This window comes from Streptomyces sp. NPDC052040 (assembly GCF_044548405.1).
In the GTDB taxonomy this organism is placed as follows: Bacteria; Actinomycetota; Actinomycetes; order Streptomycetales; family Streptomycetaceae; genus Streptomyces.
In genome coordinates, this window is sequence record NZ_JBIUBV010000007.1 from 133791 (window position 1) to 154161 (window position 20371).

A 20371-nucleotide genomic window follows, 5' to 3' on the forward strand; every position below is an offset into this window, starting at 1 on the left:
GCGCTTTGCGATTTGTGGGGTCTTAGCAGGGTTGGGGGGTGGGGCGGGGGGGCTTGGGGGTGGGGGAGGGAGGGGGCGGGGGGGAGGCCCCCCAGGGAAGGCTCAGCCTCGGACGCCCCGGAGGGCCATCCCCACAGCAGCCTCGGTGATCGCAGCCGGGTCCTCCGCGGCTCCCAGTTCGATACGGCGGACCGCCGCGTCGACCACGCCCTGGAGCAGCATCGCCGTGAGCCGCGGCTCCTGGTGTCCCATGGCGCCGAGTGTGTCGGCGAGCATGGTCACGAGCCCGCCGTGGGCGGCCCGGATCTTCTCGCGCGCCCCGGCATCCAGTTCGCTCGCGGAAATGGCGACGACGGCCCGGTGGCGCCTGTCCCCCACCAGTGCGAGTTGCTGTCGCACATAGGCCTCGATGGTCGCCTCGGGGCCGTCGGCCGCGGCCATGGCCGCCTCGACCTCCGCCGCCCAGACGGGGAAGTCGACGGCGCACAGTTCCTCGACGACGGCGGCGCGGGAGCGGAAGTACTCGTACACGGAGGAGCGCGCGAGGCCCGTCCGCTCGGCGAGGGCCGGGAACGTCAGCGCATCCGTCCCGCCCTCGGACAGGAGGGACCGTGCCGCGTCCAGCAGGGCGGCTCGCTGCATCGACCGGTGCTCGGCCACGGAGGCCGCTCGAATCCTTGGCACGTCAACCACTCTACGGACGGAGCGCCGCCCGCGGGAGCCATCCCCCGGTGCGCGCCGCGAGCCAGGGTCGCTCGCGCCCTGTGCACGGTGCCCCGGTCCCCGTGCGCCGGGCCACGCTCCGCGACCCGGCGGGCACGTTCTGCCACGCCGGTGAGAGGCGCCGACGGAGCAGCTCCTCGCGGTGGGGCCGGGGAGCTTCGGCCGGATCACAGGCTCACCCGCGGGCCCGCCATGACGCCTCCCCGTCGGCCGCCGACCCTGTCAGGACCGCGGCCGGACCCCGCCGAGACAGGGCGCCCGGTTCAGCGTCCGAAGCCGGCGAGTTTGGCCCGTAGCTGGAGGACGGACTTGGTGTGGATCTGGCTGACCCGGCTCTCGGTCACGCCGAGGACGTTGCCGATCTCGGCGAGGGTGAGTCCCTCGTAGTAGTAGAGCGTCACCACGGTTTTCTCCCGTTCCGGGAGGGTGTTGATCGCGCGGGCGAGGAACCGTCTCAGTTCACGGTCCTCGGCCACCTCGACCGGGTTGTCCGCGGCGGTGTCCTCGAGGGTGTCCATCAGGCTGAGCCGGTCGCCGCCCTCGCCGCCGACGTGCAGCAGTTCTTCCAGGGCCACCACGTTGGCGAGGGACAGCTGGCTGAAGACGGCGTGCAGGTCCTCGACGCCGATGCCCATCTCCGCGGCGACCTCGCCCTCGGAGGGGGTGCGGCGCAGCCGTGCTTCCAGGGTGGCGTAGGCGCGCTCGACGCTGCGGGCCTTCTGCCGGACCGACCGGGGGATCCAGTCCAGGGCACGGAGTTCGTCGATCATCGCGCCGCGGATCCGGGTGATGGCGTACGTCTCAAATTTGATCTCGCGGTCGATGTCGAATTTCTCGATCGCGTCGATCAGTCCGAAGACCCCGGAGGAGACGAAGTCCGCCTGTTCCACATTGGCCGGCAGGCCCACGCTCACCCGGCCCGCCACGTACTTCACCAGCGGCGAGTAGTGCAGGATCAGCTGCTCCCGCAACTGCTCGTCGCCCGTGGCCTTGTACGACCGCCACAACTCGTCGAGCGTCGAGGGAGCGGGCGGGCGCACGCTGCCGCCGTCACGGGCGGCTGGGGGGTGCGCCGCCCGGTCGGACCCGGAGGTGTGCTGGGGCATTCGTCGCCTTGTGCCGTTCTGCCGTGGGCTGGGGATGGCTGGGTGAGCTGTCGGTCTGATGTCGAGATGCCTTCTGAGTCGGAATCCTCGTGAGCGTAGCGTGACTGCGGTGTCGCAGTGTGCGAAGGGCGAGGCATCACCCGTGCGCGAACGGGTCTGGTGGGGGCCGTTTCGCGGCCGCGGCCGTCGCCCTGAGTGATCGCCGGAAAGGGTCAACTGCTGGAATTGCCAAGGCCGTCGGGGGTCGCCCGGACGGCCGAACACGCTCGGTCAACACTGACGGTGATCTTGTCGGACCGAGTCGATCGCCTGGCGTGTCAACTTCCAGCCGTCGTCGTGTCGTTCGACGAATCCAAGTGATCGGAGTTCGTACAGTCTCCCGACGGCGTCGTCCTCGGTGGTGCCCGCCTCGCGGGCGATGTCAGCCGCCGCTGCCGCGCCGCGCCCGGGGAGTGCTGCCAGGACGCGGCGGGCGGCGGGTTCCAGCAGGTCGCGGGGCAGGACCGGGCCGCGTCGGTCCGGTGCCAGCTCGCCGATGTCGCCTACGTGTTCGATGACGTCGGCGGCGTCCGTGACCAGTACCGATTCGTCGCGGAGCAGTTCATGGACTCCTCCGGACAGCCCGCTGGTGGCCGGTCCCGGCACCCCCATGGTGAGGCGGCCCAGCCGCTGGGCGGCGCGTGCCGTGACGAGAGAGCCGCTGCGGTGGGCGGCCTCGACGACGACGGTGCCGCGGGTGAGGGCGGCGATGACCCGGTTCCGTACGAGGAATCTGCTGGGTGTCGGGTGGTCTCCGGGTGGGAGTTCTCCGATCACGAGGCCCTGCTCGGCGATTCTGGTGATGAGGCCGGTGTGCCCGGGTGGGTAGGGCCGGTCCACTCCGCAGGCCAGTACGGCGATGGTGGCGCCTGTGGCTCCGAGTGCTCCGCGGTGGGCGGCGCCGTCGATGCCGTAGGCGCCGCCGGAGACCACGACCCAGCCGTGCTCGGCGAGCCCGGCGGCGAGGGTGGCCGCCATATGGGCGCCGTAGGGGGTGCAGGCGCGGGCGCCGACGACGGCGACGGAGCGGAGGGCCCAGAGGCGCAGGGCGGGCCGCCCGCGCACCCAGAGGCCGATGGGCCGGGCGTCTTCGAGGTCGTCGAGCTGGAGCGGCCACTCGGGGTCGCCGGGGCACAGGAAGCGGACCCCGGCGTTGCGGGCGGCCGCCCGGTCCTGCCCGGGGTCGGCGCGCCCGGCCCTGGCGAGCAGTCCCGCCCACCGTCTGTCGGTCACCCCGGGGAGGCGGGCCCCCGCGCCGCGCAGCCGCCGGGCGGTTTCTTCGGTGCCGTAGTCCCGGATCCACTGTCCGGCTCTCTCGTCGCCGGGTTCGAGGACGCGGGTGAGGAAGATCCGGGCGAGGCGCTCGGAGTCCGGGATGCCGTGTGCGTCCGGGACGCCGTGCATGTCCGGGGTGCCGAGCGCGTCCCCGGCGCCGAGGACGTCCCGAGTGCCGCGCCTGGCCGCCACGCCGTACGTGCCCCGGGTCCCGTGCCCGCCCGAAGTGCCGTGCGCGTCCCCGGTGCCGTCCGCGTTCATGGCCTCGCCCCGATGGTCATCGCTGCGCCTCGGGGGACGCCGGTGCGCAGTTGGAGGGCGAGGGACACGTCCGAGGCGTCCGGGCGGTGGCGGCCCGCGAGGTCGGCGACGGTCCAGGCGACGCGCAGGACGCGGTCGAGTCCGCGGGCGGTGAGCAGGCCTCGTTCCAGGCTGCGTTCGGCTTCGTCCATGGCGCCGCCGACGGGGTGCCAGCGGTTGCGCAGTTCCCGGCCCGGGACGTCGCTGTTGGTGCGCCAGGGGGTGCCGTCCAGTCGCGCGGCGGCTCGTGCGCGGGCCTCGCGGACGCGGTCGGCGACGGTGGCCGTGGTGGGGCCGGTGCCGCTTTCGGCGAGCTGGGCGCGGGTGACCGGGTCGACTTCGACGCGGAGGTCGACGCGGTCGAGGAGGGGGCCGGAGAGGCGGCCCTGGTAGCGCCGGATGGCCGAGGGCGGGCAGTCGCAGAGGCTGTCGTGCAGGGAGAAGCGGCCGCAGGGGCAGGGGTTGGCGGCGAGCACCATGAGGAATTTCGCGGGGAAGCGGACGACGCCCGCGCTGCGGGCGATGACGACGTGTCCGGCTTCCAGGGGCTGGCGCAGCGCGTCGAGGGCGTGGCTGCTGAATTCGGGGGTTTCGTCGAGGAAGAGGATTCCGCGGTGGGAGAGCGATACGGCGCCGGGGCGGGCGATACCGGGGCCGCCGCCGACGAGCGCCTGCATGGTGGCCGAGTGGTGGGGGGCGCAGTAGGGGGCGGTGTCGATGAGTGGTTTGCCGGCGGGGAGGAGTCCGGCCACCGAGTGCACGGCGGTGACTTCGAGGGACTCGCCTCTGGTGAGTGGGGGGAGGATGGCGGGGAGCCGTTCGACGAGCATGGTTTTCCCGGCGCCGGGCGGGCCTTCGAGGAAGAGGTGGTGTCCGCCTGCCGCTGCCACTTCGACGGCGGTGCGTGCCGCGGTCTGGCCCACGACGTCGGCGAGGTCCCTGCCCTGGTCGGGCTGGGTGGCGCCGATGCTGTGCATGCCGGTGGCGGCTCCGGTGCCCGGGAGGCGCAGTCCGGCGAGGAGCGGGTCGGGGCCGGTGTGGTCGTCGGGGTCCTCGTCGGGGACGGGTTCGTCGGCGAGGACGGCGATCAGCTGGCGGAGGGTGCGGACGCCGAGGACGGACACGCCGGGGACGAGGGAGGCTTCGGCGGCGGCGCATTCGGGGACGACGACCTGTTCGTAGCCCGCGTCGGCGGCGGCGAGGACGGCGGGGAGGATGCCTCTGACGGGGCGGACGCGGCCGTCGAGGCCGAGTTCGCCGATCATGACGATTTCTGTGAGGACGCGGGGGTCGATGCGTTCGGCGGCGCCGAGGACGGCGCAGGCGACGGCGAGGTCGAAGCCGCTGCCTGCTTTGGGTACCGAGGCGGGGCTGAGTCCCACGGTGAGTTTTTTGGCGGGCCAGGCCGTGCCGGAGTTGACGACGGCGGCGCGGACGCGGTCGCGGCTTTCGCTGAGGCTTTTGTCGGGAAGGCCGACGAGGGAGAAGGCCGCGATGCCGGGCTCCAGGTCTGCCTGGACTTCGACGAGTACGCCTTCGACGCCGACGAGGGCGACGGAGCAAGTGCGGGCGAAGGCCATCACGCCACCCCTCGGGCGTGCTCGACGAGGGCGGCGCCGCGTCGGGGCAGCAGGACGCCGATGAGGTCGACGCGGACTCCGCCCGGTGGTGCTCCGCCGTGGCTGTGGATCCAGTGCTGGGCGAGGGCGTGCAGGCGTTGTGCCTTGGCCGGGGTGATGGCGGCCATGGGGTGCTGGAAGTGGCCGCCCTGGCGGGTTTTCACTTCGCAGATCACGAGTACGTCGCCGTCCTGGGCGACGATGTCGATCTCGCCGCTCCGGCCGCATCGCCAGTTGCGTGCGAGGACTGTCATGCCGGTGCGGGTCAGCCGCCGGGTGGCGAGTTCTTCGCCGTAGCTGCCCAGGGCGCTGCGTGCCTGATGTGTGGTCGTCATGTCGGCACCACCTCCGGTGCCAACGGTGGTGCGTCAGGCGTCCCGCTGTGGATCTTGGTGGACGGCGCGGTGATTGTGGACAACCCGGTCACTCGGGAGAGTGAGCCGGTGGCGCCGGGTCACCCGCCGGGCAGCTCCAGGTCGGTCTTGTTGAGCTCTTCGATGTTCACGTCCTTGAATGTGAGGACGCGCACCTGCTTGACGAAGCGTGCGGGCCGGTACATGTCCCAGACCCAGGCGTCTGCCATGGACACCTCGAAGAACACCTCGCCCTGGACGGAGTGCACCTGCATCTCGTAGTCGTTGGTGAGGTAGAAGCGCCGCTCGGTCTCGATCACGTATTTGAACAGCCCGACGACATCGCGGTACTCCCGGTAGAGCTTCAGCTCCATCTCGGTCTCGTACTTCTCGAGGTCCTCGGCGCTCATGGCATGTTCCCCTTCAGCCGTGCGGTCCCACCATTGTGCTCCAGTCCTGGGAGCCCCTAGACGATTTCGGTGTCCAGGGCTTCGGGACTGGCCGGGGGCCCTTCGTCGAGCAGCCTGCGGAGCAGCTCGGCGAGTCTCGTCGGGTACACCGTCTCATGGGACTCCGCCAGTTCTCGGCACGTCCACCACCGTGCTCCGGCGACGCTGCGTCTTTCCAGTTCCGTCAGTCCCTGCGCGGCGACATCCGTCCGGGTGGTGCGGGCCAGGTAGTACCACTCGTCCTGGGTCCAGCGGCGGCCCGCGAAGGGGAAGGAGCACAGGCGCCGCCACAGCACGGGGCCCAGCTCGACGTCGGTGATGCCGGTCTCCTCGGCCAGTTCGCGCCGTGCGGCCAGGGCGCGGGTCTCGTCGCCCTCGACGCCGCCTCCGGGGGTGAACCACCAGTCGTCGGCGGGGTCGTCGGGTTCGTGTCCGTGCAGCAGCAGGATGCGGTCCTGGGGGTCAAGGAGCACGACGCGGGCCACCTTGCGGGGCTCTGCGAGGGTGTGCGGCCCGTCGGGGCCGGGAGGACCGGGAGGGGGCGGCAGGGGCGACGGGGGCACGTCAGCGGGCACCTGCGGGCTCCGTACGGGCGGCGACGGCCCGTCTGCGGGCCGCGAACTGGGCGAGGGGTCCGTAGGCCCCGCCCGCCAGGACCAGGGCCGCGCCCGCGACGATGGTGCCGAGGATCGGCCACAGCGGTCCGGGGGTGGAGAGCGGGCCGAGTGGCTCGAAGGCCGTGGGGCGGGCCAGCATGCCGTTCATGGGCCAGACCACCGCGTCCACCCGTGCGTCCACGGCGCCGCGCGGCACGGTGCCGCTGAAGGCGTCGGTGAGGTGGGCGGTGGAGTCCAGTGAGCCGCTGCGCTCGTCGCCGAGCAGGAACAGCCGGTCCTTGGGGACGGTGACGGTGGGGATGGTCCGCAGTTCTGCGGGGCTGCCCTTGGCGAGGTAGGTCTCGTGGATCTGCTTGCCGTCGACGGTGAGTCTGCCGTCGGTGCAGCAGGCGACGGTGTCCCCGCCGACGGCCACGACCCGCTTGACCATGGGCAGGTTGCCCCAGCTCTTCTGCCGGAAGACCACGATGTCGCCGCGTTTGACGGCCGTGCCGTCGATGCGCTGGGCGAGGACGCGGTCGCCGGCGGCGATGGTGGGGGTCATGGAGTCGGTCGGCACGGTGTAGGGCCGGTAGACGAGGACGCCCCAGGCGAAGCCGCCGAGGAAGAGCACACAGCCGAGGGCCACGGCCAGCCCCGACAGTCTGCTGCCGAGCCGTCCGCGGCCCTCTCCGGTACGACCTGTCCCGCTCATCCCAGTGCTCCCCGAGTCGGAGAATCGATCCCGGCGGCCCTGCTCGGGCCGCGGAAGATCGGCGATCTGGGACGGCACCCTACCCGGCGGTACCGCCGCCGGGAACCCGCGGGCTTGCGGGGGTGGGGCGCCCGGTGAGGCGCCGCCTGCGCCACAGGACCAGCGGGAGCGCACCGGTCAGCCCGAGGGCGGCGGGGGCGGCCGTGCCGAGTCCCTGGTCGAAGGTGTCCGGGATGGGCAGGGTGTTCCAGCGGGTGGGGGGCCAGGCGATCACGATGGCGCGGCCGACGACGTTCCCCACGGGCACGAAGCCCTGGTACTTGTCCTGCTGGTGGTAGCGGGAGTCCAGCGAGTTCTGACGGTGGTCTCCCATGACCCAGATTTTGCCCGGGGGAACCGTGACCTTGAACTGGCCGCCCTGCTCGTCGACGCTGCACGGGGTGTTGCCCGGGTACACATAGGGCTCGTTGAGCGGCTTGCCGTTGACCAGCAGGGGGCCGGTGTTCCGGCACTCGATGGTGTCCCCGGCGACGCCGATGACCCGCTTGATGAGATCCTTCTCCTCCGCGGACGGCATCAGGCCGATCCAGCTCAGTGCCGTCTGGAGGGCGTTCGGGGTCGCCGTGGGCTCGCCCGCCAGCCAGTTGTCCGGGTCGTGGAAGACGACGACCTCGCCGCGGGAGGGCTCGGAGCCGAACCACGGGGTCAGCTTGTCCACGAGGACCCGGTCACCCTGCTGGAGGGTGTTCTGCATCGAGTCCGACGGGATCGAGAACGCCTGCACCAGGAACGTCTTGATCAGCAGCGCGAGAACCAGCGCGATGCCGATGAGGAGCGGCAGCTCCTTCCAGAAGGAGCGCTGCGCGGGCGTCCGGGGGCTCTGCCCGCCGCCGTGTCCGCCACCGCCGCCCGACGGGTCACCGCCGGAGCCGGAGTGGTCGTCCACGGCCGGGGCAGCCGGGTCGTCGGGTCGCTGCGGCCTCTCCTCGGGACCTTCGTGTCCGGACCGTGCGCCGACCGCCAAATCCCCCACATCCACTCCTCACTCCGTACCGCCGCCGGCGCCTCAGTCGGCGCAGGCCCACCACTCCCATAACGAGCGGGAGTTCCGCAGGGCTCGGGAGGGGGATCAATCCGTATCGATCCGCGGAGGCCACCCTATGCGACGGACCGAGAGCGGTGGCCGACCCACCGGGCACCGACGCGTAAGTGTCTGGCTCCCTGAGCCGCGTCCAGTGGCCGACGGGCCAGGCGATGACCATGGCCCGGCCGACGACGGACTTCTCCGACACGGTACCGCCGTACGCCTCCGTACGGTGGTAGCGCGAGTCGGCCGAGTTGGCGCGGTGGTCGCCCATGACCCACAGCCGCCCCGGGGGCACCTTCACCGAGAAGCCGAAGTCCGAAGGTTTGTTTCCCGGGTGAATGTAGGGCTCGCTCAAGGGCATTCCGTTGACCGTGACGCGGCCCTGGGCGTCACAGCACTTGACGGTGTCGCCGCCCACCCCGACGACCCGCTTGATCAGGTCCTTGTCGTTGTCGGAGGGCAGCAGACCGATCCAGGTGAGCCCCTCCTTGACCTGCTTGACGACGACCGGGTCGTTCTTCTTGGTGGTCTTCTCGCCCGCGAGCCAGTCGCCGGGGTCCTGGAAGACGACGACGTCGCCGCGGTGCGGCTCGGAGCCGAACCAGGGGGTGAACTTGTCCACCAGGACGCGGTCGCCGACCTGGATGGTGTTCTCCATGGAGCCCGACGGGATCACGAAGGCCTGGAGCAGGAAGGTCTTCAGGACCAGCGCTATGACGACGGCGACGCCGACGAGGAGGGGTATCTCCTTGACCGTGGAGCGCCTCCGCTTGCGTTTGACCTTGCGCTGGAGCTTGCGCCGCTCGGCCCGGCTGCGCCCGGTGGGGGCGCCGGTGGCGGCGCGCCGTGCGCCGGTGGGCAGGAGGTTCTGGGTGGCGGTGTCGGACGCCGGGCCGCGCTGCCTGCCGCGGTTACCCATGGGCACCGTCCGCCGTGGGGGGCGCGCTCACCCGGGGGGCGGGTATGTGCGCGTAGGCGGTGGGGCGGGACAGGTGCCGGAGTCCGGCGGGGGGCCGGATCACCCAGTCGGCCCTGCCGATCACGGCGCCGAGCGGGATCATGCCGCCGCCGGGCGAGCCCAGGTGGTCGCGGGAGTCGCTGGATTCGCGGCGGTGGTCGCCGAGCACGAAGAGGGTGCCGGGGGGCACCTGGACGTCGAAGGGGACGTCGGAGGGGCTGTTCCCCGGGTACAGAAACGACGACTCGTCGACCGCCCGGCCGTTCACCTCGAGTCTCCCCTCCTTGTCGCAGCAGACCACCTGGTCTCCCCCCACTCCGACCACTCGTTTGACGTAGTCGGCGCTCCCGAAGTATCCGGTGCCGTCGAACACGACGACATCTCCCCGCTGCGGTGTCGATCCGAAACGGTACGCCAACTTATTTACGAGCACGCGGTCCCCAACCCTCAATCCGCGCTCCATGGAACCGCTGGGAATGTCGAAGGGCTGGACGACCCAGGCGCCGAGGGCGAACAGAAGGAGGAGGCAGGCCAGGGCGGTCAGGGTGATCCGGCCGCCGGGCAGCCGGTCGGCGACCCGGGACAGCAAAGCGGAACGCGACCGTCCCTCCGTGCCCGGCGGGTCCGAGGTGTCCTCGGGATCCGCGGGGCGGGAGGAGCGGTCGCGCTCCGTGTGCTGTGCTTCGGTGTCCATCGGGGCCAGATGCTATCCGGCCCCGCTGTGGGCCCCGGGAGGCGCTCAGCTCTCGCGCTTCTCCTTGATCTTCGCGGCCTTGCCGCGCAGCTCACGCAGGTAGTAGAGCTTGGCGCGGCGGACGTCGCCGCGGGTGACCAGCTCGATCTTCTCGACGATCGGGGTGTGCACCGGGAAGGTGCGCTCGACGCCGACGGAGAAGGAGACCTTGCGGACCGTGAAGGTCTCGCGCACGCCGGCACCCTGGCGGCGGATGACTACGCCCTTGAACTGCTGCACACGGGAGCGGTTGCCCTCGATGACGCGGACGTGGACGTTGACGGTGTCACCCGGGCGGAAGGCCGGGAGGTCGCTGCGCAGCGACGCGGAGTCGACGGAGTCGAGCAGGTGAGACATTTCGTCTGCTTTCTTCGCCGATGCCACAGGTCATCGACGGTACGTAGAGGTGTCGAGAGGTTGCCGACCGGGTCGGGGCGGGCGTCGTGTCCCCCTGTGGCAGGGGCGCGCGCCGGACCGCGGACAACAGCGGCCTATTCTTCCACGGCGCGGGTCCTGCGCCAAAATCGGCCGTGGGGTGCGCCCTGCGGGTCCGGTTCCCAGCCCAGGACGGAGAGCATGGCCCGGTCCTTCTTGTCGAAGGCGGCGGGGTCGCAGTGCTCGATCAGATCGGGCCGGTTGGCGGTGGTGCGCCGCAGGGCCTCGTCCCGGCGCCAGCGGGCGATCCGGCCGTGGTGGCCGCTGATCAGCACCTCCGGGATCTCGCGTCCGCGCCAGGCCGGGGGCTTGGTGTAGACGGGCCCTTCCAGCAGGTTCGCCATGGCGCCGGGGGCGAAGGAGTCGTCGCGGTGGGACTCGGCGTTGCCGAGGACGCCGGGCAGCAGCCGGGCCACGGCTTCGGTGATGACGAGGACGGCCGCCTCGCCGCCCGCGAGGACGTAGTCGCCGATGGAAACCTCGTACACCGGTATCCGGGTCGCGTACTCGTCGATGACGCGGCGGTCGATGCCCTCATAGCGGGCGGGGGTGAAGATCAGCCAGGGGCGCTCGGAGAGTTCGACGGCGAGTTGCTGGGTGAAGGGGCGGCCGCTGGGGGTGGGGACGATGAGCGCGGGGGTGCGGGCGCCGGTCTCGTAGCCGTCGGCGAGGACGGAGTCCAGGGCGTCGCCCCAGGGCTCGGTCTTCATGACCATGCCGGGGCCGCCGCCGTAGGGGGTGTCGTCGACGGTGTTGTGCCGGTCGTACGTCCAGGTCCGCAGGTCGTGCAGGTGGACGTCGAGCTGTCCGCGGGCGCGCGCCTTGCCGACGAGGGAGACGTTCAGCGGTTCCAGGTATTCGGGGAAGATCGTGACGACGTCGAGGCGCATCAGGTCTCGTCCCGTGCGGAGGCGATGTCGGCGCGGTCGTCGATCAGACCGGGGGGCGGGTCGATGACCGCGCGCTGTTCCTGGAGGTCGATCTCGGTGACGATCTCGGTGACGAAGGGGATCATCACCTCGGTGCCGTCGGGGCGTTCCACGATGAAGAGGTCCTGCGAGGGCAGGTGCGAGATCTCGGTGATACGGCCCACCTCCTCGCCGTCGCGGGTGACGACGTCGAGGTCGATCAGCTGGTGGTCGTAGTACTCGTCGTCGCCCTCGGGGAGCTCGTCCGGGTCGATCTCGGCGATCAGGAGGGTGTTGCGGAGGGCCTCGGCGGCGCTGCGGTCCCGTACTCCGTCGAACCGCAGGAGCAGATTGCCGCTGTGCACCCGGCCGGTGGCGATGGTGAGCGGCCCCGCGGAGGCGGGATCGGTGGCGAGGACGGCGCCGGGCGCGAGCCGCAGCTCCGGCTCGTCGGTACGTACCTCCACGGTGACCTCGCCCTTGATGCCGTGGGCGCGGCCGATCCGTGCGACTACCAGCTGCACTTGTGAAGATCTCCTGTCAGTAACGACCTCGGGCCGGGGACGGCCCAGTGGCCCTCCCCGGCCCGAGCCGGTGCTGCGTTGCGTTCAGCGGACGTCGTCCACGTCGACGAGGTCGACGCGGACACCGCGGCCGCCGATGGCGCCCACGACGGTGCGCAGGGCGCGTGCGGTGCGGCCGTTGCGGCCGATCACCTTGCCGAGGTCGTCCGGGTGAACCCGGACCTCGAGCACCTGCCCACGGCGCAGGGTGCGTGAGGCCACCTGCACATCGTCAGGGTTGTCGACGATGCCCTTCACGAGGTGCTCGAGAGCCTCCTCGAGCATGCTCAGGCCTCGGTCGACTCGGACTCGGCCGCGGCCTCGTCCTTCTTCTCGGCCTTCTTCTTCTGGGTGATGGCCTCACCCTTGCCCTCGTCCTCGCCGCCGAGCGCCTCGAACGACGGACGGGCGGCCTTGGGCTGGGCCACCAGCAGCGGCGCCGGGGCGGGCTCGCCCTTGAACTTCTGCCAGTCGCCGGTCTTCTTCAGGATGGCGAGCACGGGCTCGGTCGGCTGGGCGCCGACGCCGAGCCAGTACGCCGCACGCTCGGCGTCGACCTCGATGACCGACGGGTTGTACGTCGGGTGGTACTTGCCGATCTCCTCGATGGCCCGGCCGTCACGGCGGGTACGGGAGTCGGCGACGACGATGCGGTAGTGAGGCGAACGGATCTTGCCCAGACGCTTCAGCTTGATCTTGACTGCCACGGGAGTGGGTTCTCCTGGTTTTGACGTGGTGGGGCACAGCGGGATGCCGCGTGGGGTTGCGGTACCCGAGTGGCCCGACGGACGCGTCAGCCGGAGGAGAGAGGGGTCCTGTGCGGCTGTCGAGTACAGCTAGCCATTGTGCCACACACCTGGGGGCACCCCGGCCCGAGGGCCGGGAGTGTGTGCGGGCATGCCGAAGGCGCACCCGGCGCCGGGCCCCCGGGCGTGGGTCACGCCGCCCGGCGCTCACTGGGTGCGGTCGTTGCCGCGGGACGGGCCGAGCACGGCTGCCACGAGCAGCCGTCCTGGTCAGCCCGCTGCGGCGCCCACCGGCTCGGGGATGCGGAACGGCTTGCCGCAGCCGCCGCACATGATCGGGGCCTGGGCCAGTACGGACGGGACGACGCGGACGTTGCGTCCGCAGTCGCAGACCGCCTTGACCCGGACGCCGCCTCCGGAGGAGCCGTGCCGTGCGGCGGGGCCCCGGAAGGTGCTGGAGGTGTCCGCGGCGGTCGCGGCGGAGTGGGCCTTCAGCGCGCGCTGGAGCCGCTCCATGGTGGGGCGGTAGCGGCGCTTCGCCTCGGGGCTGAGGGTGACCAGGGAGAAACCGCTGCTCGGGTGCGGCTCCTCGGGGTGGTCGAGACCCAGCTCCTCGGCGATCGCGAGGAATCTGCGGTTGTGGTAGCGGCCGGCCCGGGAGGTGTCGCGTACTCCGCGGGCGGCGGCGATGCCGTGGACTGCTTCATGCAGCAGTCGCTCGAATGAGAGTTCGTGCCCGCAGGCGGACGACGACTCTCCGATCAGGGACTCGGGCGCGGCAAGATCCGGCAGTTCGGGGTGGTGCCGTTGAATGTCGGCCCATGCCCCTGCCAGCTCTGCGGCGAGAACAGGTGGTGTCGTGCTCACGTAATGACAACGAGCCTGGGGGCTCCCGTGTTCCTATTCCGGGCCATCCCAAATATTTTGCACGTACCCGTCAGTTGCGACTGATGCGTCCTGAGGAGGGCGGGTGCGCCGATCTGCCCAGAAGCCTCACAGCTCATACCAAGCCGGTGCGTAGTAACGCGTACGCCCCGGCGCGTAGACGAGGTCCGCGCGCCGGGGCGTCTGGCGCCCGGCGATGCGCAAGAGGCGTTTCGGCCGCTCTGCGCGTGGTCCCTGCTTCAGTAAGCGCGCGCGACGACCGCGACGTTACCCGGTGCGTCCTCGGTGCCCGGCACCGACCCGTCCTCGGCCACCAGGCAGCGCACGGTGACCCCCTGCTCGGCGAGCCTGCTCTCGCCGTCCTCACCGACCGCCGACCAGGGGATGCGCGCCCAGCCCCCGGCGGCGGCCGCCTCGACGGCCTCGCCGATCGTCGCGACCTCCGCGGTGCGGGACTCGCGGCGCGCGCGGGACTGCGTCAGCAGCAGGGCCTGGTCCTCCTCCAGGATCCCGGGGAGGAGGTCCGCCAGCCCGCGCAGGGCCGCCGGCTCCTTGCCGCCGGGGATGCGGCGGACCAGCGTCGCCGTGCCGCTCTCCAGGTCGCGGGGGCCGATCTCGACGCGCACGGGCACGCCCTTGAGCTCCCAGTCGACGGCGCGGCGGCCGAAGGGGGTGTCGGTGCGGTCGTCGAGGTGGACCCGCAGTCCGGCCGCCGTGAGCCGGTCGGCGGCCTCGCGGGCCGCGGCCAGGACGGCGTCGTCGCCCTTGACCGCGAGGACGACGACCTGGATCTGTGCGAGGCGCGGCGGCACCCTGAGGCCGTCGTCGTCGCCGTGCGCCATCACCAGGGCGCCGATCATGCGGGTCGTCGAGCCCCAGGAGGTCTGCCAGACGAGTTCCTGGCCGCCGTCCCGCGACAGATAGCGGGTCTGGAAGGCGCGGGCGAAGTTCTGGCCGAGTTCATGGCTGGTGGCCATCTGGAGGGCCTTGCCGTCCCCCATCATGCTTTCCAGCGTGAGGGTGTTGACGGCGCCCGCGAAGCGCTCCCTGGCGGTCTTGCGGCCGGGGACGGCGTCCATCGCGAGGACGTCGCGCAGGAACTCCTCGTAGACCCCCCGGTGGATCCGGGCGGCGAAGTCGCGCGCCTCCTCGTAGGTGGCGTGCGCGGTGTGCCCCTCCTGCCACAGGAATTCGGAGGTGCGCAGGAAGAGCCGGGGCCGCAGCTCCCAGCGCACCACGTTCGCCCACTGGTTGATCAGCAGGGGCAGGTCGCGGTAGCTCTGGATCCACTTGGAGAAGTACTCGTTGACAATGGTCTCGGAGGTGGGCCGGACGACCGCGGGCTCCTCCAGCGCCTTGCCGCCGCCGTGGGTGACCACGGCGAGTTCGGGCGCGAAGCCCTCGACGTGGTCGGCCTCCCGGGTCAGATACGCCTCGGGGATCAGCAGCGGGAAGTACGCGTTGCGGGTGCCCGTCTCCTTGATGCGGGCGTCCATCTCGGCCTGCATCCGCTCCCACAGTCCGTACCCGTACGGCCGGATCACCATGGTGCCGCGCACCGGCCCGTTGTCGGCCAGTTCGGCCTTGTTGACCAGGTCCTGGTACCAGCGCGGGAAGTCGTCCGCGCGAGGGGTGAGAACGGGTGTTTTCGCCATGGCGCGATGGTAGGGGGGCACCCGGCGGCGGCGGGAATCATTTGTTGCGGGGGGGGTGGCACGGGGGCGCACGGACGGCTCACAAGGAGTGCGACATACCCCCTGGACGCCACGACGGGCGCGGAGTTACCTGGCATACGGGGAACAAGGAAAGTGCGCACGCACGTCACGGGGGCCAGGGAACCGCACACAGTGACAACCGACGGCGGATGGGGGCACTTCCGATGACACCTGCGCTCGCGGGGCAGCACCTTCTCCACGCGGGGGCGGCTCCCCGCGTGGACCGGCGCGCACGCGCGCGTGACTGGGCCGAGATCCAGGAGCGCATGCTCGTCCCGTTGTACGAGGCCGTCTACGACCGGCTCGGCGTGGGCACCGGGACCCGGCTGCTGGCGCTCGGCTGCGGTACCGGGCTCGCCGTGCTGCTGGCCGCGGCGCGCGGTGCCGAGGTCACCGGTGTGGACTCCGGCACGAACTCCGGAGCGGACTCCGGCGCTGACTCCGGCGCGGACGAACGGCTGGCGCTGGCGCGCGAGCGGCTGCGGCCCGCGGGGCGCGGGCCCGGCGCGTGCCCCGGCGCCCGGATCGTCGACGGGTCTCCACGGCGCGCGGCGCTCGGGCCCGGTGAACCCCCGTACACCGTGGTGACGGCGTTCGGTCCGGCCGGACACGCGGCCTGCGGCGGTTTCGGGGAGCAGCTCGCCGCCGCGGTGCCGCTCGCCCGGCGCGGCGCGCCCGTGGTGCTCGCCGGATGGGGCCCGCCGGAGCGGTGCAGCAGCACCTCGGTGCTCCGGGTCGCGGCCAAACTGGCCGACACCGGGGGTGGGGCGGGCCGTCCGCGTCCCCTGGGCCGCGACGGTCTGGAGGAGGCCGCGCGGCGGCACGGGCTGCGGCCGGACGGCTCGGGGCGGGTGGCGTGCCCGTTCGGGTACGCCGATCCGGACAGCGCGGTGCGGGGGATGCTGTCGACGGGGTTCTTCGACGCAGCCGCCGAGGCGACGGATCCGGAGCGGGTGGTCAAGGAGCTGGCGGAGGCGCTGCATCCGTACCGGCGGGCGGACGGGACGGTGTGGATGCCGAATGTGTTCCGGTATGTGATCGCGCGGGTTCCGTAGGGGGCGTACGCCCTCCGGTGCGCAGGTGTTCCGCGGGCGGACGCGGGAGCCGTCGCCCGCGAGCCCGAACCGGCGCATGCGCCGGAGCGCGCGCCCCAGGCGGGATGCCGCGCCCAGGCGGGATGCCGCGCCCCAGGCGGGGTGCCGTCGCCGGGGCAGGGTGCCGCGCCCCGAGGCGGGTTGCCATGGCCCGGGCAGGTGCCGTGCCAACGGGCGGGATGCCCGCGCCTCAGGCAAGGTGCCGCCCCGGGGAGAGAGTGCCGCGCCCTACGCAGGGTGCCGCGCCCCGGCAGGGTGCCGTGGCCCGGGCAGGGTGCCGTGGCTCGGCAGGGTGCCGTGGCCCGGGCAGGGTGCCCGCGCTTGGGGGCCGGGCGCCCGGTACCGGAGGCCTCGCTCGCCCCCCGGCCGACAGTCCGTGCTGGCTTCGGAGGCCGTTAGTCGTCCTTCCGTACCCGCAGGACCCCGGCGATCCGGTACGCCTGCGCCTCCTCCAGGGTCTCGTTGACCAGGAGCGCCTCCGCCAGCGCGTCCAACTGGTCGCGGTGGTCGCGGAGTTTGCGGCACGCCTCGTCGTAGCACTCGTCCACGACCCGCCGCATCTCGCTCTCGATCACATCCAGTGTCTGCGGCGCGGCGGCCAGGCCGTAGGCCTGCTGGGCGTCGCTCGGCAGGGCCGACAGGCGGCCCACCCGTTCGCTCATCCCCCAGCGGGCGACCATGCCGCGGGCGATGTTGGTGACCTGTTCGAGGTCGCTCTCGGAGCCGGTGGTGATGACCTCGTAGACCAGCTGCTCCGCGGCCATGCCGCCGAGGGCGCCGATGATGCGGCCGCGCAGATACTCCTCGGTGTACGCGTACTTGTCGGACTCTGGGGTCGAGAGGGTCACCCCGAGCGCCCGGCCGCGGGGCACGATCGTGACCTTGCGGACGGGGTCCGCGCCCGGCTGGAGCATGCCGAGGAGGGCGTGCCCGCTCTCGTGGTACGCGGTCCTGCGCCGCTCCTCCTCCGGCATGACGAGCGAGCGTTCGGCACCGAGCTGCACCTTCTCCAGTGCCTGCGAGAAGTCCGACGCGGTCACCAGGTGCTGTTTGCGCTTGACGGCGAGCAGGGCCGCCTCGTTGGCGAGGTTGGCCAGTTCGGCGCCGGTCATGCCCGGGGTGGTACGGGCCACCTGGGCCAGGTCCACATCGGGTGCGAGGGGGATCTCCCGGGTGTGGATCCTGAGGATCGCCTCGCGCCCGGCGCGGTCCGGCGGGGAGACATGGACCACGCGGTCGAAGCGGCCGGGGCGGGTGAGCGCCGGGTCGAGGATGTCGGCGCGGTTCGTGGCCGCGATGACGATCACGCCCTCGGAGCCGGTGAAGCCGTCCATCTCGGTGAGGATCTGGTTCAGGGTCTGCTCACGCTCGTCGTGGCCGCTGACCGAGGCGCCCCCGCCGCGGGCCCGTCCGATCGTGTCGATCTCGTCGATGAAGATGATCGACGGGGCGACCTTGCGGGCCTCGGCGAACAGTTCCCGCACCCGGGAGGCGCCGACGCCCACGATCATCTCGATGAACTCGGAGGCGGAGGCGGAGAAGAACGGCACATCGGCCTCGCCCGCCACCGCCCGCGCCAGCAGCGTCTTGCCGGTGCCCGGGGGGCCGGTCAGCAGCACCCCGCGCGGCGGTTTGGCGCCCATTCTGCGGTAGGCGTCGGGGTGTTCGAGGAAGTCGACGACATCGTCCAGCTCGCCCTTGACCTCGTCGATTCCGGCCACGTCGGCGAAGGTGGTGCGCCGGATCCCGGGGTGCAGTTCCACCGGTCTGGGCGGTGTCTTGCGGCCGAGCATGCCGCCGGGGCCGGTGAGACCCGCCCCGATCCGCCGGGCGAAGAAGACCCAGAGGGCCACCAGGATCACCAGCGGGGCGAGCGAGAGCAGCAGATTGGACAGGAAGCTGCGCTCCTGCACCACCGGCTGGGCGGTGACGGTCACCCGGTGTCTGCTCAGGTTCTGCCAGAGCCGGTCGTCCGCGAAGGCGGGCCGCTGGGTCTTGAACTTGGTGTATTTACCGCCGTGGGGCTGGGACTGCGCGGTCTTGAGCTGCCCCTGGATGGCGTCGCCCTTGGAGTAGATCGTCTTGACGTTGCCGCTGTCGACCTGGCGGCTGAACTCCGTGTACGAGATTGTCGGCTCGTTGCCGTGGTTGTAATAGGACACCGCGGCATAGGCGATGAGGAAGACGACCACCGCGGCGACGACCAGCCCCCACCAGCCGCCGCGCATTTTCCTGCCGCCCCCCGGCCACCGGGGCGGCTCCTCCGGCGTGCCCTCGGTGCGCCACGGCTTTTCCGGTGCCTTGCGTGGTGGCGCGGCATTGCTCATACATCGGACGGTACGGCACCCGGGGGACCCCGGCATGCGCTGAGGGCGCCCCCTCGGAAGGGGACGCCCTCGGTGCGGTGCCGACCGGGACCCGGCGCGGTCCGGCCGGGCTGCCGGGTCGGCTCCTGAACGTGCTGGATCAGTGCTGGATCAGCCCATGAACTTCTTGAACTCGTCCGGCAGCTCGAAGTCCTGGTCCGCCTGCTGGGGCAGACCGAAGGCGCCCGGGCCCTGGCCCTGAGCCGCGGCGGCGCGGCGGTCGGCCTCCTCCTGCTCCTGCTGGCGGCGCTTCATCGGGTTGCCGGAGCGCTGCTTGCCCTTGGCCTTCTTCGGCTGCTTCTTGGTGCGGCCGGGGCCGCCGCCCATGCCCGGGATGCCCGGCATACCGGGCATCCCGCCGCCCTGGGCCATGCGGGACATCATCTTGCGGGCCTCGAAGAACCGCTCGACCAGGTTCTTGACCGCGCTGACCTCGACGCCGGAGCCCTTGGCGATACGGGCGCGGCGGGAGCCGTTGATGATCGTCGGGTCCTGGCGCTCGCCCGGGGTCATCGACTTGATGATGGCCGCCGTGCGGTCCACGTCCCGCTCGTCGAGGTTGCTGATCTGGTCCTTGATCTGGCCCATGCCCGGCAGCATGCCGAGGAGCTTGGAGATGGACCCCATCTTCCTGACCTGTTCCATCTGGGACAGGAAGTCGTCGAGGGTGAAGTCCTGGCCCTTCTTGGACGCCAGCTTGGAGGCCATCTTCTCGGCCTCGGCCTGGCTGAAGGTCTTCTCCGCCTGCTCGATCAGGGTGAGCAGGTCACCCATGTCGAGGATGCGGGAGGCCATCCGGTCCGGGTGGAAGGCGTCGAAGTCGTCGAGCTTCTCGCCGTTCGACGCGAACATGATCGGCTTGCCGGTGACCGAGGCGATCGACAGGGCGGCACCGCCGCGGGCGTCGCCGTCGAGCTTGGAGAGGACCACGCCGTCGAAGCCGACGCCGTCGCGGAAGGCCTCCGCGGTGTTGACGGCGTCCTGGCCGATCATCGCGTCGACGACGAACAGGATCTCGTCGGGGCCCACGGCATCGCGGATGTCCGCGGCCTGCTGCATCATCTCCTGGTCGATGCCCAGGCGGCCCGCGGTGTCCACGATCACGATGTCGTGGACCTTGCTCTTCGCGTGGTCGATGGAGTCCTTGGCGACCTTGACCGGGTCGCCGACGCCGTTGCCCGGCTCGGGCGCGTAGACGGCCACGCCCGCGCGCTCGGCCACGACGCTGAGCTGGTTGACCGCGTTGGGGCGCTGAAGGTCGGCGGCGACGAGCAGCGGCGAGTGGCCCTGCTCCTTCAGCCAGTGGCCGAGCTTGCCCGCGAGGGTGGTCTTGCCCGCGCCCTGGAGGCCGGCGAGCATGATCACGGTCGGAGGCTGCTTGGCGAAGCGCAGGCGGCGGGTCTCGCCGCCGAGGATCGTGACCAGTTCCTCGTTGACGATCTTGAGGACCTGCTGGGCGGGGTTCAGGGCCCGGGATACTTCGGCTCCGAGGGCCCTCTCCTTCACGTTCTTGATGAAGGAGCGGACCACGGGCAGGGCCACGTCGGCTTCGAGAAGCGCGATGCGGATCTCGCGCGCCGTGGCGTCGATGTCCGCTTCGCTCAGCCGGCCTTTCCCGCGGAGATTCTTGAATGTCGCGCCAAGGCGGTCGGAGAGGGTGTCGAACACGGCGGCGTCGGTCCTCGGAGTCGGGGTCGTTTAGGGCT

21 protein-coding genes are annotated in these 20371 nt (G+C 71.7%); 1 reads left to right on the top strand and 20 read right to left on the bottom strand.

Annotated elements, in window-relative coordinates:
* Positions 1–102 precede the first annotated feature (102 nt).
* From ACIHAA_RS16765 to proS, 18 genes are all read right to left on the bottom strand, one after another.
* Entirely contained in the window at positions 103–660 is a 558-nt protein-coding gene (locus ACIHAA_RS16765; protein ID WP_399818014.1) for a TetR/AcrR family transcriptional regulator, read from the bottom strand.
* A 326-nt stretch (positions 661–986) separates the two neighbouring features.
* Positions 987–1829, bottom strand: a complete 843-nt coding sequence (whiG, locus tag ACIHAA_RS16770; RefSeq protein ID WP_399817677.1) for an RNA polymerase sigma factor WhiG — start codon at positions 1827–1829, stop codon at positions 987–989.
* A 270-nt stretch (positions 1830–2099) separates the two neighbouring features.
* A complete protein-coding gene (gene dprA / locus ACIHAA_RS16775) occupies positions 2100–3272 on the bottom strand; it encodes a DNA-processing protein DprA (protein WP_399818016.1) in 1173 nt (390 codons plus the stop codon).
* Positions 3273–3400: 128 nt separating this feature from the next.
* Positions 3401–5023 (bottom strand): YifB family Mg chelatase-like AAA ATPase, encoded by a 1623-nt coding sequence (locus ACIHAA_RS16780; protein WP_399817679.1) that lies wholly within the window; start codon positions 5021–5023, stop codon positions 3401–3403.
* On the bottom strand, positions 5023–5397 hold the full coding sequence (locus tag ACIHAA_RS16785; protein ID WP_399817681.1) for a YraN family protein: 375 nt from the start codon (positions 5395–5397) through the stop codon (positions 5023–5025). The genes ACIHAA_RS16780 and ACIHAA_RS16785 overlap by 1 nt, the downstream gene beginning before the upstream one ends.
* Positions 5398–5516: 119 nt before the next feature.
* Positions 5517–5825, bottom strand: coding sequence for a DUF2469 domain-containing protein (locus tag ACIHAA_RS16790; RefSeq protein ID WP_008745401.1), 309 nt, complete (start codon positions 5823–5825; stop codon positions 5517–5519).
* Between the two features lie 56 nt (positions 5826–5881).
* The gene (locus ACIHAA_RS16795) at positions 5882–6412 is read right to left on the bottom strand and encodes an NUDIX hydrolase (protein WP_399818018.1); all 531 of its coding nucleotides are present in this window, start codon (positions 6410–6412) and stop codon (positions 5882–5884) included.
* A gap of 16 nt (positions 6413–6428) precedes the next feature.
* The gene (lepB, locus tag ACIHAA_RS16800) at positions 6429–7175 is read right to left on the bottom strand and encodes a signal peptidase I (RefSeq protein ID WP_399817683.1); all 747 of its coding nucleotides are present in this window, start codon (positions 7173–7175) and stop codon (positions 6429–6431) included.
* A 79-nt stretch (positions 7176–7254) separates the two neighbouring features.
* The gene (gene lepB / locus ACIHAA_RS16805; protein ID WP_399817685.1) at positions 7255–8208 is read right to left on the bottom strand and encodes a signal peptidase I; all 954 of its coding nucleotides are present in this window, start codon (positions 8206–8208) and stop codon (positions 7255–7257) included.
* Positions 8093–9181, bottom strand: a complete 1089-nt coding sequence (lepB, locus tag ACIHAA_RS16810; RefSeq protein ID WP_399817687.1) for a signal peptidase I — start codon at positions 9179–9181, stop codon at positions 8093–8095. Before lepB (ACIHAA_RS16810) ends, lepB (ACIHAA_RS16805) begins: the two co-directional genes overlap by 116 nt.
* Positions 9174–9914: a signal peptidase I gene (gene lepB / locus ACIHAA_RS16815; RefSeq protein ID WP_399817690.1), complete on the bottom strand. Its 741-nt coding sequence runs from the start codon at positions 9912–9914 to the stop codon at positions 9174–9176. Before lepB (ACIHAA_RS16815) ends, lepB (ACIHAA_RS16810) begins: the two co-directional genes overlap by 8 nt.
* Before the next feature lie 45 nt (positions 9915–9959).
* Entirely contained in the window at positions 9960–10310 is a 351-nt protein-coding gene (rplS, locus tag ACIHAA_RS16820) for a 50S ribosomal protein L19 (protein WP_010984075.1), read from the bottom strand.
* 134 nt (positions 10311–10444) lie between these two features.
* A complete protein-coding gene (gene trmD, locus ACIHAA_RS16825; RefSeq protein WP_399817692.1) occupies positions 10445–11278 on the bottom strand; it encodes a tRNA (guanosine(37)-N1)-methyltransferase TrmD in 834 nt (277 codons plus the stop codon).
* Positions 11278–11820 carry a ribosome maturation factor RimM gene (gene rimM, locus ACIHAA_RS16830; protein WP_399817694.1) on the bottom strand — a complete coding sequence of 181 codons (543 nt, stop codon included), beginning with the start codon at positions 11818–11820 and terminating at the stop codon, positions 11278–11280. Before rimM ends, trmD begins: the two co-directional genes overlap by 1 nt.
* Positions 11821–11904: 84 nt before the next feature.
* Positions 11905–12144, bottom strand: coding sequence for an RNA-binding protein (locus ACIHAA_RS16835; protein WP_399817696.1), 240 nt, complete (start codon positions 12142–12144; stop codon positions 11905–11907).
* A 2-nt stretch (positions 12145–12146) separates the two neighbouring features.
* Positions 12147–12566 carry a 30S ribosomal protein S16 gene (gene rpsP / locus ACIHAA_RS16840; protein ID WP_399817698.1) on the bottom strand — a complete coding sequence of 140 codons (420 nt, stop codon included), beginning with the start codon at positions 12564–12566 and terminating at the stop codon, positions 12147–12149.
* Between the two features lie 309 nt (positions 12567–12875).
* The gene (locus ACIHAA_RS16845; RefSeq protein WP_399817700.1) at positions 12876–13472 is read right to left on the bottom strand and encodes a hypothetical protein; all 597 of its coding nucleotides are present in this window, start codon (positions 13470–13472) and stop codon (positions 12876–12878) included.
* A 257-nt stretch (positions 13473–13729) separates the two neighbouring features.
* Complete coding sequence (gene proS, locus ACIHAA_RS16850) at positions 13730–15145, bottom strand: proline--tRNA ligase (protein WP_399817702.1); 1416 nt, start codon at positions 15143–15145, stop codon at positions 13730–13732.
* Between the two features lie 224 nt (positions 15146–15369).
* On the opposite strand from proS, the gene ACIHAA_RS16855 reads away from it, so the two are divergent.
* Positions 15370–16260, top strand: coding sequence for a class I SAM-dependent methyltransferase (locus ACIHAA_RS16855; RefSeq protein WP_399817704.1), 891 nt, complete (start codon positions 15370–15372; stop codon positions 16258–16260).
* Positions 16261–16694: 434 nt separating this feature from the next.
* On the opposite strand, the gene ftsH is transcribed toward ACIHAA_RS16855, so the two are convergent.
* Both ftsH and ffh read right to left on the bottom strand, forming a co-directional pair.
* Positions 16695–18626, bottom strand: coding sequence for an ATP-dependent zinc metalloprotease FtsH (ftsH, locus tag ACIHAA_RS16860; RefSeq protein WP_399817706.1), 1932 nt, complete (start codon positions 18624–18626; stop codon positions 16695–16697).
* Positions 18627–18776: 150 nt separating this feature from the next.
* A complete protein-coding gene (gene ffh / locus ACIHAA_RS16865) occupies positions 18777–20333 on the bottom strand; it encodes a signal recognition particle protein (protein ID WP_399817708.1) in 1557 nt (518 codons plus the stop codon).
* Positions 20334–20371 lie beyond the last annotated feature (38 nt).

Excerpts from the sequence above, each read along its gene's own strand:
- whiG (WP_399817677.1), bottom strand. The coding sequence starts at position 1,829 with ATGCCCCAGCACACCTCCGGGTCCGACCGGGCGGCGCACCCCCCAGCC.
- dprA (WP_399818016.1), bottom strand. The coding sequence starts at position 3,272 with ATGCACGGCGTCCCGGACGCACACGGCATCCCGGACTCCGAGCGCCTC.
- ACIHAA_RS16780 (WP_399817679.1), bottom strand. The coding sequence starts at position 5,023 with ATGGCCTTCGCCCGCACTTGCTCCGTCGCCCTCGTCGGCGTCGAAGGC.
- ACIHAA_RS16785 (WP_399817681.1), bottom strand. The coding sequence starts at position 5,397 with ATGACGACCACACATCAGGCACGCAGCGCCCTGGGCAGCTACGGCGAA.
- ACIHAA_RS16790 (WP_008745401.1), bottom strand. The coding sequence starts at position 5,825 with ATGAGCGCCGAGGACCTCGAGAAGTACGAGACCGAGATGGAGCTGAAG.
- lepB (WP_399817683.1), bottom strand. The coding sequence starts at position 7,175 with ATGAGCGGGACAGGTCGTACCGGAGAGGGCCGCGGACGGCTCGGCAGC.
- lepB (WP_399817687.1), bottom strand. The coding sequence starts at position 9,181 with ATGGGTAACCGCGGCAGGCAGCGCGGCCCGGCGTCCGACACCGCCACC.
- lepB (WP_399817690.1), bottom strand. The coding sequence starts at position 9,914 with ATGGACACCGAAGCACAGCACACGGAGCGCGACCGCTCCTCCCGCCCC.
- rplS (WP_010984075.1), bottom strand. The coding sequence starts at position 10,310 with ATGTCTCACCTGCTCGACTCCGTCGACTCCGCGTCGCTGCGCAGCGAC.
- trmD (WP_399817692.1), bottom strand. The coding sequence starts at position 11,278 with ATGCGCCTCGACGTCGTCACGATCTTCCCCGAATACCTGGAACCGCTG.
- ACIHAA_RS16835 (WP_399817696.1), bottom strand. The coding sequence starts at position 12,144 with ATGCTCGAGGAGGCTCTCGAGCACCTCGTGAAGGGCATCGTCGACAAC.
- proS (WP_399817702.1), bottom strand. The coding sequence starts at position 15,145 with ATGGCGAAAACACCCGTTCTCACCCCTCGCGCGGACGACTTCCCGCGC.
- ACIHAA_RS16855 (WP_399817704.1), top strand. The coding sequence starts at position 15,370 with ATGACACCTGCGCTCGCGGGGCAGCACCTTCTCCACGCGGGGGCGGCT.
- ftsH (WP_399817706.1), bottom strand. The coding sequence starts at position 18,626 with ATGAGCAATGCCGCGCCACCACGCAAGGCACCGGAAAAGCCGTGGCGC.